This is a genomic window from Streptomyces olindensis, assembly GCF_040645895.1.
Taxonomy (GTDB): Bacteria; Actinomycetota; Actinomycetes; order Streptomycetales; family Streptomycetaceae; genus Streptomyces; species Streptomyces olindensis.
Map to the genome: position 1 here is coordinate 43,120 of NZ_JBEYZD010000062.1, position 10,235 is coordinate 53,354.

The following is a 10,235-nucleotide window of genomic DNA, read 5'->3' on the forward strand; positions in this document are numbered from 1 at the left end:
ACTGGCCCGGTCCTGTCACCCACGAGAGTGGCGCCGCCCTTCTTTTCAGGGGCGCGGGGAACTGCGCGACCAGCCACAGACGCCCCGCACCCGCCGACGACGCGCGACCACGCTAATGAGGAGCCCCCCGCCACCCGGAGACAGGCAGCGCGAACTTGGCCACCAGCCGATCCGTGAACGAAGCATGATGCAGCCGAGCCAACCGCACCGGCACAGCCCCCCGCCGCACCTCCACCCGCGCCCCGGGCGGCAACTCCACCGTCCGCCGCCCGTCACACCACAGAACCCCCGGAGGAATGTGTGGCAGAACCTCCACAGCCAACACAGAATCCGGCGATGTCACCAACGGCTTCGCGAACAGCGCGTGCGCCGAGATCGGCACCATCAGCAACGCCTCGACCTCCGGCCACACCACCGGCCCGCCCGCCGAGAAGGCGTACGCGGTCGACCCGGTCGGAGTCGACAACACGATCCCGTCACAGCCGAACCCCGTCACCGGCCGCCCGTCGATCTCCAGGACGACCTCCAGCATCCGCTCGGCGGACACCTTCTGCACGGCCGCCTCGTTCAGCGCCCAGTCCGTGTGCACGATGTCCCCGTTGCGGTGCACCACGACGTCGACGGTCATCCGCTCCTCGACCTCGTACGCCTTGGTGACCACCCGGTCGACCACCTTGTCGAGGTCGTCGCGCTCGGCCTCCGCGAGGAAGCCGACCCGCCCGAGGTTGACGCCCAGCATCGGCACGCCCGACGCCCGCGCGAACTCGGCGCCGCGCAGCAGCGTGCCGTCACCGCCCAGCACGATGAGCAGCTCACAGCCGTCGAGGCACTGCGGGGTCGCCTCCTTGACCAGGTCCACCTCGTCCGGCAGCGGCAGGTCCCGCGCCTCGTCCTCCAGGACCCGCACACCCAGTCCGGAGCGCAGCAGCCCCTTCACGACGAGCTCGGCACTGCGCACGGCCGCGGGCCGCCCCGTGTGGGCGAGCAGGAAAACAGTACGAGCTCGGTTCTCGGTCAACGCGGCCCCTCCGCCACTGCACGGTCAACGTCGGCCGGGTCCAGTTCCGGTGCCCCGGCCCGCAGCCACAAGAAGTATTCGACATTCCCCGACGGCCCGGGCAGCGGACTGGCCGTCACGCCCTTCGCGCCGAGCCCCAGCCCCCAGGCCTTCTCGGCCACCCCCCGGACCGCTTCGGCCCGCAGCTGGGGGCTGCGTACCACTCCCCCGCTGCCCAGCCGCTCCTTCCCCACCTCGAACTGCGGCTTGACCATCATCACCAGATCGGCGTCCGGCTTCACGCACCGCACCAGGGCGGGCAGGACCAGCCCGAGCGGGATGAAGGACAGATCCCCCACGACAAGATCCACAGGCTCCCCATCGATCGCTTCAAGCGTCAACTCGCGTACGTTCGTACGGTCCTTGACGGTGACGCGTTCATCGTTCCGGAGGGACCAGGCGAGTTGTCCGTATCCGACGTCCACGGCGACGACGTGGGCGGCGCCCGCGCGCAGCAGGACGTCGGTGAAACCGCCGGTGGACGCGCCGGCGTCGAGCGCCCTGCGCCCCTCGACGGCGAGGCCCTGCGGCACGAACGCCTCCAGCGCGCCGGCGAGCTTGTGGCCGCCCCGGGAGACGTAGTCGGGGTCGTTCTCGTCGGTCGCGACGACGATGGCCGCCGCCGTCTCCACCTGCGTGGCGGGCTTGGTCGCGACGGTCTTGCCGACGGAGACGCGCCCGGCGGCGATCAGCTGGCCGGCATGCTCACGCGAGCGCGCGAGCTTCCGGCGGACCAGCTCCGCGTCCAGACGGCGGCGTGCGACTCCTGCCACGTTCGGTTCAGCTCCTAGGTCCGTGCTGCGACGGGGGCGCCGGAGGTCCCGGGCGGGCGTCGAGCGCGGTGAGCGCGTCGCGCAGCCCCCGGTGTACATCCTCGTACACCTCGAGGTGTCCGTCCGTGGCGAGGTGGTCCGCGTCACCGAGCCGGTCCAGGGCCGCGTCCACGTCGGCGTCGCCGGTGGGGGTGCGGGGCACGTTCAGGGGAGCGGGGGCGGCGGGGTCGTACGCGGGTTCTTCCTCCGCCACCGCCGGGGTCTCGGGAACTGCGTCGTCCATGCCCCGACGCTACCGCGAACCGCTGCGGTACCGTCGAGCGCGATGGCCACGATCGAGGAGTGCCGCAGCGCACTCGACAAGCTCTCGGACACCATGCAGCGCGCCGAAGGGGACGCCCGCGAGGCCGCGGCCCTGGACCGCTCGGTGAGCTGCCACATCACGGACCTGGACGTCACCTTCGTCGGCCGGATGCGGGGCGGGCGGATCGAGGTGCACGACACGGTGCAGGGGCCGCCGCCCGGCAAGGCCGAGATCAGACTGGCCATGACCGGCGACGACCTGGTGGCCCTGGTCGACGGCGAGCTGAACTTCGCCACGGCCTGGGGCTCGGGCCGCGTGAAACTCCACGCGGGCCTGCGGGACCTGCTGCGCCTCAGGAAGCTCCTGTAGCGCTCGCCCTCGAGAAAACCGCTGTAGCGCTCCGCCTCAGGACGCGTCCGCCGCGGACACCTTCTCCAGGCCGGCCGCGTCCTTGATCCGTGCCTTCCGCGCCGCCGGCACGATCAGCGGCGTGCCCGTCTCCGGGTCGTCGATGACCTGGCAGCGCAGCCCGAAGACCTCCTCGACCAGCTCGGCCGTGACGATGTCGTTCGGCGCGCCCTGCGCGATGACCCTGCCCTCGCGCAGGGCGATGAGGTGGGTGGCGTAGCGGGCGGCGTGGTTCAGGTCGTGCAGCACGGCGACGAGCGTGCGCCCCTGCTCCTCGTGCAGCTCCGCGCAGAGGTCCAGGACGTCGATCTGGTGCTGGATGTCCAGGTACGTCGTCGGCTCGTCGAGCAGCAGCAGCGGGGTCTGCTGGGCGAGCGCCATGGCGATCCACACGCGCTGGCGCTGGCCTCCGGACAGCTCGTCGACGTAGCGGTCGGCGAGCTCGGCGACGCCGGTCTGCCGCATGGACTCCTGGACGACGCGCTCGTCCTCGGTGGACCACTGGCGCAGGATGCCCTGGTGCGGGTAGCGCCCCCGGCCCACGAGGTCGGCGACGGTGATGCCGTCGGGCGCGATGGACGACTGGGGCAGCAGGCCGAGGGTGCGCGCGACCTTCTTCGCCGGCATCGACTGGATGACCTGCCCGTCGAGCAGCACCCGGCCCTCGCTCGGCTTGAGCATCCGCGACAGCGCCCGCAGCAGCGTCGACTTGCCGCACGCGTTGGGGCCGACGATCACGGTGAAGGAGTTGTCGGGTATCTCCACCGACAGCTGCTCGGCGATGACCCGCTGGTCGTAGGCGAGGGTGACGTTCTCGGCGGACAGACGGTTCACGGTGCTCCTTTGGTTGTTCAGCCCGCTGGCGATGCTGCGCTCGGCGTTCGTGCCCACACCGGTGCCGGTGCTCATATCCGGCCCGCCCTGCGTTCGGTGACCAGCAGCCACAGCAGGTAGACACCGCCGAGCACGCCGGTGACCACGCCCACGGGCAGCTGCTCGGCGCCGAACGCCCGCTGGGAGGCCCAGTCGGCGGTGACCAGCAGGGCGGCGCCCATGCACAGGGACGGCAGCAGGTTCGGGCCGGGCGAACGGGTCAGGCGCCGGGCCAGCTGCGGCGCGGTGAGGGCGACGAAACTGACGGGCCCGGCCGCGGCGGTAGCCGACGCGGTGAGCAGCACGGCCGCCACCATCAGCAGCAGCCGGACCCGCTCCACCCGCACACCGAGGGCGTACGACACGTCGTCGCCCATCTCCATCAGCCGCAGCCCGCGCGCGTTGACGAGGACGAGCGGCACGAGCACGGCGCACAGCCCGAGCAGCGGCCAGACCTGGGCCCAGTCACGGCCGTCGAGGGACCCGGTCATCCACACGACCGCGCGGGCCGCGTCCACCAGGTCGGACTTGGTGAGCAGATAGCCGTTGACGGCGGTGACGATCGCGGAGACGCCGATGCCGACGAGCACCAGCCGGTAGCCGTGCACGCCCCGCTTCCAGGCGAGGACGTAGATGGCGAGCCCGGTCACCAGGCCGCCCACGAGCGCGCCGACGGCCACCTGGTTCGCGCTGCCGGAGAACAGCACGATCACCACGAGCGCGCCGGCCGCCGCCCCCTGCCCGAGGCCGAGGACGTCCGGACTGCCCAGCGGATTGCGGGAGATGGACTGGAACAGCGCACCGCCGAGTCCGAGCGAGGCGCCGACCAGCAGCCCCACCAGGACCCGCGGCAGCCGCAGTTCGTTGACGATGAACTCCTGGCCCGCGTTGCCGTCGCCGACGAGCGTCCTGAGCACGTCGGCGGCCGGGATCGGGAAGTCGCCGGTGCCGATGAGCACGACACTCGCCGTGAGCGCCGCGACCAGCAGCAGGAGCACGACGGTGAAGGCCCGTACGTCCAGGCGCACGGAGAGCCCGCCCGGGGTCCGCAGAGCACGGTTGGTGGTCTTCACAGCTGCGCCGTCCTCCGCCGTCGTACGAGAAAGATGAACACCGGCCCGCCGAGGATCGCGGTGACGATACCCACCTGGAGCTCCGAGGGCCGGGCCACGATCCGGCCGAGGACGTCGGCGCCGAGCAGCAGCACGGGCGACAGGACCGCCGCGTACGGCAGGATCCAGCGCAGGTCGGGCCCGGTGAAGGAGCGCACGACGTGCGGCACCATCAGCCCGACGAACACGATCGGCCCGCAGGCGGCGGTCGCCGCCCCGCACAGCACGGTCGCGGCCAGCATGGACAGCGCCCGCGTCCGGTTGAGGTTGGCGCCGAGCGCCTTGGCGGTGTCGTCGCCCATGGCCATGGCGTTGAGCGGCCGGGCGAGGGCCAGCGCCAGGACCATGCCGGTCAGAAGGAACGGCAGGACCTGCGTGATGACCGAGTCGGTCGCCGCGGAGAGCGAACCGATCGTCCAGAAGCGCATCTTGCCCAGCGCCGCGTCGTCCATGATCATCACGGCCTGGAGGTAGCCGTAGAGCGCGGCGCTGATCGCCGTGCCGGCGAGCGCGAGCCGTACCGGGGTCGCGCCCCGGCTGCCGCCGAGGAACCACACCAGCGCCCCGACCGCGGCCGCGCCGAAGAACGCGAACCACACATAGCCGCTGAGCGAGGTGATCCCCAGGAACGTGATGGCCGTGACGACCGCGGCGGACGCGCCCGCGTTGATGCCGAGCAGTCCGGGATCGGCCAGCGGATTGCGGGTGAGGGCCTGCAGGACCGCCCCGGCCAGGCCGAGCGCGGCACCGGCGAGCAGCCCGAGCACGGTCCGCGACAGCCGCTCCGCGACGACGACATCGCCGTACGTCCCCGAATCCTCGAACAAGCCGTGCCAGACCTGCTCGAGGGACAGTTCTTTCGCTCCGATCGCGATACTCGCCAGCGCGACGAGCACCAGGATCGCGACGGACAGAAGCAGCCCGAAGGCCCGTACCGCCCGTCGGGTCGGGGGCGCGGGGGCGGTCTCCGCGCGCTGTTCAGGGGGACTCTCGACCAACACGCAGTTAGGTTAGCCTACCCTCGCATTCGATCACGATGTCGGCTCCCGGCCGCTCCCCGGGCACCTCGTACCAGCGTGCCCGCGAACCGCCGCTCCCAACCGGCCGTCAGAACCCCAGCCGGGCCAGCGCCTTGGCCCCGTCCAGCTCGCACCCACCGTCACCGGCGGCCGTCCAGGCCACCGCGCACAAGGCGCGCAGCCCGTCCAGAGCGTCGCCGTCGCCGTCGAGTTCCAGGCGGTCGGCGCCGGCCGTGGCCGTCCAGCCTCCGCACCGGAACCCGCCGTCGCCCGCCGCGACCACGTCCGGCTGGCCGCTGAGCATCCCGCGCAGATCGGCGTCGACGTACGTCGGCCGGTGCCGCGGCGGCGCGGCCAGCAGTTGGGCGCCGTCGGTCACTCCCGTCAGGACGAGCAGCGAGTCGACGTCTCCGTTGAACGCGCCCTCGATGTCCGTGTCCAGCCGGTCCCCCACCACCAGCGGCCGCTGGGCCCCGGTCCGCAGGATGGTCTCGCGGTGCATCGGGGGCAGCGGCTTGCCGGCGACCTGCGGCTCGGCGCCCGTGGCGATCCGGACGACCTCGACCGCCGCGCCGTTGCCCGGCGCGATGCCGCGCCCGCTCGGAATCGTCAGGTCGGTGTTGGACGCGAACCAGGGCACCCCCCGCGCGACCGCGTAGCAGGCTTCGGCGAAACGGCCCCAGGGCAGCTCGGGCCCGCCGTACCCCTGCACCACCGCCGCCGGATCGTCGTCCGCCGACTCGACGGGCACCAGCCCGCGCTCGCGCAGGGCCACCCGCAGCCCCTCCCCGCCGACCACCAGCACCCGGGCGCCCTCGGGCACCTGCTCGCTGATCAGCCGCGCGACCGCCTGCGCCGAGGTGATGACGTCGTCCGCGCCCGTGGGTATCCCCAGCTCGGTCAGATGCTCGGCCACCGTGTCCGGAGTGCGCAGCGCGTTGTTGGTGACGTACGCCAGCCGCATCCCGCCGGCCCGGGCCGCCGCCAGCGACTCGACCGCGTGCGCGATCGCGCTCCCGCCCGCGTAGACCACGCCGTCCAGATCGAGCAGCGCCGTGTCGTACGCCTCGCTCAGGGCCTGCCCACTGCCCTCGGGCCTCGTCCTGACGCTCCGGCTCATCCCGCATCGCTCCTCGTTCGACGGCTTTCCCCCGATCATCCCCCATGCCACCGACACCCGTACGATGCCGGGATGAACACAGCAGGTCACTCGGCGGCAACGGCGCACCGAGGCCTGGAACTCACCCCGTTCCGAGGCCTTCGTTACGACCCCGACCGGGTCGGCAGCCTTGCCGCCGTCACATCCCCGCCGTACGACGTCGTGGTCCGCCCCGACGGCCTGCACCACCTCGAGTCCTCCGACCCGCACAACATCGTCCGCCTGATCCTCCCCCAGGCCGCCACGCCCAGCGCCCGCAACGAACAGGCCGCCGTCACGCTGCGCCGCTGGCTGTCCGAGGGCGTCCTGACCACCGACCCCGACCCCGGCCTCTACGTCTACGAGCAGCGCGACGGCGACGGCATGCTGCAGCGCGGCATCATCGGCGCGCTGCGCGTGTCGGACCCCGGCGAGCAGGTGGTCCTGCCGCACGAGGACGTCATGCCGCACGTCGTCGCCGACCGCGCGGACCTCATGCGGGCCACCTCCGCGAACCTCGAACCGCTGCTGCTGACCTACCGCGGCGACGACTCGGCGACCGCCACCGCGGACCTGATCGAGCGCACCGCCGACCGGCCTCCGCTCCTCGCCACCACCACGGAGGACGGCTTCAGCCACCGCCTGTGGTCGGTCACCGACCCGGCCGACGTGGCCACGATCCAGACGGACCTGGCCCGTCACCAGGCCCTCATCGCCGACGGCCACCACCGCTGGGCGACCTACCGCCGCCTCCGCTCGGAACACCCCTCACCCAGCCCCTGGGACCACGGCCTGGTCCTCCTGGTCGACACGGCCCGCTACCCCCTCCGGGTCCGCGCCATCCACCGTCTCCTGCACGGCCTGCCGGTCGACGCCGCCGTGGCCGCCCTGGACGGCCGCTTCCGCGTCCGCCGCCTCGACGTCCCGCTGCCGGAGGCCCTGGAGGCGCTGGCGGACGCGGCCTGCGCGGGCAACGCGTTCCTGCTGGCCGGCGACGGTTCCTTCCACCTGGTCGACGACCCGGATCCGGACCTCCTGGCCCGCACGGTCCCCGCCGACCGCCCCACCGCGTGGCGCACCCTCGACGCGACGGTCCTGCACGCCACACTCCTCGACCACGTCTGGGGGATCCCCGAGGACTCCCCCGCCCACATCGCCTACATCCACGACACGGCCGCCACGGTCGCGAAGGCGGAACGCGACGGCGGTACGGCGGTCCTGCTGCACCCGGTCCGCGAGGAGGTCGTCCGCGACCTGGCCCGGCAGGGCGTGACGATGCCGCGCAAGTCCACGTCGTTCGGCCCGAAGCCGGCGTCGGGCCTGGTCCTGCGCGCTCTGGACCTCTGAGCCCTCGATCCTCAAGCGCTCAAGCCCTCCGGCCCTCACAACAGGACGGCTGACACGTGAAGGGGGCGGATCCCGGTCGGGATCCGCCCCCTTCACTTCACCTGACGTCAGTCCTTCTCCTCCGAGGAGGCGTCCTGGCCCTCATCGTCGTCCTCGGCGAGGGCGTCCATGAACTCCACGCCGTCCAGCTCGGCAAGCCGGTCCGAGGCGTCCGTGCTGCCGTCCCGGTCGGCCTCGACGGCCTTCGCGAACCACTCCCGGGCCTCGCTCTCCCGCCCGGCGGCCAGCAGCGCGTCGGCGTAGGCGTACCGCAGGCGCGCGGTCCAGGGCTGCACGGAGTTGGCGGCCAGCTCCGGGCTCTGCAGCGTCACGATGGCCGCGTCCAGCTGTCCCATGTCCCGCCGCGCGCCGGCGGCGACGAGCCGCATCTCGACCTGTCCGGCCTTGTCGAGCTTGTGCACCTCGGGTGCCCCGGCCATGTCGAGCGCCTTCTCCGGCCGCCCGAGCCCACGCTCGCAGTCGGCCATGACGGGCCACAGGTCGATGTTCCCGGTCATCCGCTTGGCGGCCCGGAACTCGGCCAGCGCCTCGCCGTACTTCTGGTTGGCGTACGCGGCGAACCCGGCGGCCTCGCGGACGGCGGCGACCCGCGAGGCCAGCCGCAGCGCGATCCTGGAGTAGGCGTAGGCGCCCTCGGGGTCCTCGTCGAGGAGCCGCGCGACCATCACCAGGTTCCTGGCGACGTCGTCCGCGAGCGTCTTGGGCAGGCTCTGCAGCTCCTGCCGCACATCCTTGTCGATCTCGTCGCCCGTGACGTCCTCGGGGATCGGCAGCCGCTTGATCGGCTCCCTGTCCCGCTCGCGCTCCTCACGGAACCGGCCGGCACCGCGCCGGTCGTCACGCCTGTCGTCACGGCCCCGGAAGCCCCCGGGCCGCCCGCCTCGGTCGTCGCGCCGGGGCCCGCGCCCGCCGCGGTCGTCCCGGCCCCGGAAGCCGCCGCGATCGCCACGCTCGCCGCGGTTGTCGTCACGCCGGAACTCGCCGCGATCACCGCGATCGCTTCGGGGACCGTCATCGCGACGGTATCCGGTACGGCCGCCCCGACCGCTGTCGTCGCGCCGGAATCCGCCACGGTCCGCGCGATCGTCCCCGCGGCGCTCGTCCCGCCCGCGGAAACCACCGCGGTCGTCACGGCGGTCGTCGCGGCGGTCATCACGCCGGTCATCACGGTCGTCGCGCCGGAAGGCAGGGCGGTCACTGCGGTCGTCGCGCCGGTAGGCAGGGCGGTCGCCGCGGTCGTCGCGGCGGAAGCCGCCCCGGTCGCGATCGTCGCTGCGAAAGCCGCGGTCCCGGTTGTCGCGGCGCTCGCCACGGTCGTCGCGGCGGGGGAATCCACCGCGGTCGCCCTCGCGCCTGTCGTCCCGACGGTCATCACGCCTGTCATCCCGGCGATCGTCCCGACGGTCGTCCCGTCGGAAACCACCGCGCGGCCCTCGGTCGTCTCCCCGGCGGACATCGCCGCGGCGGTCGTCACGCCGGCCGTAGCCACCGCCGCGGTTGTCGTCACGGCGGTTGTCGTCGCGGCGGAATCCGCCACGGTCGTCACGGCGGTCGTCACGGCGGTCGTCCCGGCGCTCTCCACGGTCGTCGCGCCGGAAGGCGGGGCGGTCACCGCGGTCTCCGCGGTCGTCACGGCGGAATCCGCCGCGGTCGCGGTCGTCTCGGCGGGGCCCACGGTCACGGTCACGGTCGTCGCGCCGGCCGTACCCACCACCGCGGTTGTCGTCACGCCGGAAGCCACCGCGGTCGCCCCGGTCGCCCCGGTCCGTCCTGTCGCCTTCGCGACGTCCGTAGCCACCACGGTCACCGTCGCGGCGGAAGCCGCCACGGTCGCCACGGTCCCCGCGCTGCCCGCCGCGGTCGCTCCGGTCCCCCTCCCGTCGCCGCTGGTCGCGCTCCGGTCGGTCGTCGGGAGAGTTGGTGGACATGGTGACTCCTGTCTTCGGTACCGCAAGTCATTCTCGCGCAGCCGGGTGCCCAGCGCGCAGTGCAAAAACAAAAAGGACCCCTGGTCCCAGCTGAACGCTGGTGACCAGGGGTCCTTCCAAAGATTGTTCGGCGGCGTCCTACTCTCCCACAGGGTCCCCCCTGCAGTACCATCGGCGCTGTAAGGCTTAGCTTCCGGGTTCGGAATGTAACCGGGC

Annotated in this window: 11 protein-coding genes and 1 rRNA gene; 2 read left to right on the forward strand and 10 right to left on the reverse strand. The window is 72.8% G+C overall.

Translation table 11 applies throughout. From position 1 onward, the window contains the following. Positions 1-112 precede the first annotated feature (112 nt). The 3 genes from ABZ948_RS31070 to ABZ948_RS31080 are packed head-to-tail and all read right to left on the reverse strand — an operon-like array spanning position 113 to position 2,113. Positions 113-1,018 (reverse strand): NAD kinase, encoded by a 906-nt coding sequence (locus tag ABZ948_RS31070; RefSeq protein ID WP_031121112.1) that lies wholly within the window; start codon positions 1,016-1,018, stop codon positions 113-115. After that, on the reverse strand, positions 1,015-1,830 hold the full coding sequence (locus ABZ948_RS31075) for a TlyA family RNA methyltransferase (protein ID WP_359765104.1): 816 nt from the start codon (positions 1,828-1,830) through the stop codon (positions 1,015-1,017). Before ABZ948_RS31075 ends, ABZ948_RS31070 begins: the two co-directional genes overlap by 4 nt. A gap of 7 nt (positions 1,831-1,837) precedes the next feature. Beyond that, positions 1,838-2,113: a hypothetical protein gene (locus tag ABZ948_RS31080; RefSeq protein ID WP_359765106.1), complete on the reverse strand. Its 276-nt coding sequence runs from the start codon at positions 2,111-2,113 to the stop codon at positions 1,838-1,840. 42 nt (positions 2,114-2,155) lie between these two features. Between ABZ948_RS31080 and ABZ948_RS31085 the strand changes: the two genes are divergently transcribed. Further along, positions 2,156-2,503, forward strand: a complete 348-nt coding sequence (locus ABZ948_RS31085; RefSeq protein WP_359765108.1) for an SCP2 sterol-binding domain-containing protein — start codon at positions 2,156-2,158, stop codon at positions 2,501-2,503. A gap of 36 nt (positions 2,504-2,539) precedes the next feature. Here ABZ948_RS31085 and ABZ948_RS31090 read toward each other — a convergent pair whose 3' ends face one another. The 4 genes from ABZ948_RS31090 to ABZ948_RS31105 all read right to left on the reverse strand — a co-directional run bounded on the left by ABZ948_RS31090 (position 2,540) and on the right by ABZ948_RS31105 (position 6,666). Beyond that, on the reverse strand, positions 2,540-3,451 hold the full coding sequence (locus ABZ948_RS31090; RefSeq protein WP_359765110.1) for an ABC transporter ATP-binding protein: 912 nt from the start codon (positions 3,449-3,451) through the stop codon (positions 2,540-2,542). Next, on the reverse strand, positions 3,448-4,488 hold the full coding sequence (locus tag ABZ948_RS31095; protein WP_359765111.1) for a FecCD family ABC transporter permease: 1,041 nt from the start codon (positions 4,486-4,488) through the stop codon (positions 3,448-3,450). Before ABZ948_RS31095 ends, ABZ948_RS31090 begins: the two co-directional genes overlap by 4 nt. Beyond that, positions 4,485-5,528: a FecCD family ABC transporter permease gene (locus ABZ948_RS31100; RefSeq protein WP_359765113.1), complete on the reverse strand. Its 1,044-nt coding sequence runs from the start codon at positions 5,526-5,528 to the stop codon at positions 4,485-4,487. The genes ABZ948_RS31095 and ABZ948_RS31100 overlap by 4 nt, the downstream gene beginning before the upstream one ends. 106 nt (positions 5,529-5,634) lie before the next feature. Continuing rightward, positions 5,635-6,666 (reverse strand): HAD hydrolase-like protein, encoded by a 1,032-nt coding sequence (locus tag ABZ948_RS31105; protein WP_359765115.1) that lies wholly within the window; start codon positions 6,664-6,666, stop codon positions 5,635-5,637. Positions 6,667-6,738: 72 nt separating this feature from the next. On the opposite strand from ABZ948_RS31105, the gene ABZ948_RS31110 reads away from it, so the two are divergent. Then, positions 6,739-8,031, forward strand: coding sequence for a DUF1015 domain-containing protein (locus ABZ948_RS31110; protein ID WP_359765117.1), 1,293 nt, complete (start codon positions 6,739-6,741; stop codon positions 8,029-8,031). A 107-nt stretch (positions 8,032-8,138) separates the two neighbouring features. On the opposite strand, the gene ABZ948_RS31115 is transcribed toward ABZ948_RS31110, so the two are convergent. The 3 genes from ABZ948_RS31115 to rrf form a co-directional block, all read right to left on the reverse strand. After that, positions 8,139-8,864 carry a tetratricopeptide repeat protein gene (locus tag ABZ948_RS31115; protein ID WP_359765126.1) on the reverse strand — a complete coding sequence of 242 codons (726 nt, stop codon included), beginning with the start codon at positions 8,862-8,864 and terminating at the stop codon, positions 8,139-8,141. Next, entirely contained in the window at positions 8,756-9,919 is a 1,164-nt protein-coding gene (locus tag ABZ948_RS31120) for a hypothetical protein (protein ID WP_359765128.1), read from the reverse strand. The genes ABZ948_RS31115 and ABZ948_RS31120 overlap by 109 nt, the downstream gene beginning before the upstream one ends. A 225-nt stretch (positions 9,920-10,144) precedes the next feature. After that, positions 10,145-10,235 (reverse strand): 5S ribosomal RNA (gene rrf / locus ABZ948_RS31125); the annotation flags it as partial.

Bases quoted from the DNA above. Each gene is read 5' to 3' on its own strand.
- ABZ948_RS31090 (WP_359765110.1), bottom strand. From the start codon at position 3,451: ATGAGCACCGGCACCGGTGTGGGCACGAACGCCGAGCGCAGCATCGCC.
- ABZ948_RS31085 (WP_359765108.1), top strand. From the start codon at position 2,156: ATGGCCACGATCGAGGAGTGCCGCAGCGCACTCGACAAGCTCTCGGAC.
- ABZ948_RS31080 (WP_359765106.1), bottom strand. From the start codon at position 2,113: ATGGACGACGCAGTTCCCGAGACCCCGGCGGTGGCGGAGGAAGAACCC.
- ABZ948_RS31110 (WP_359765117.1), top strand. From the start codon at position 6,739: ATGAACACAGCAGGTCACTCGGCGGCAACGGCGCACCGAGGCCTGGAA.
- ABZ948_RS31105 (WP_359765115.1), bottom strand. From the start codon at position 6,666: ATGAGCCGGAGCGTCAGGACGAGGCCCGAGGGCAGTGGGCAGGCCCTG.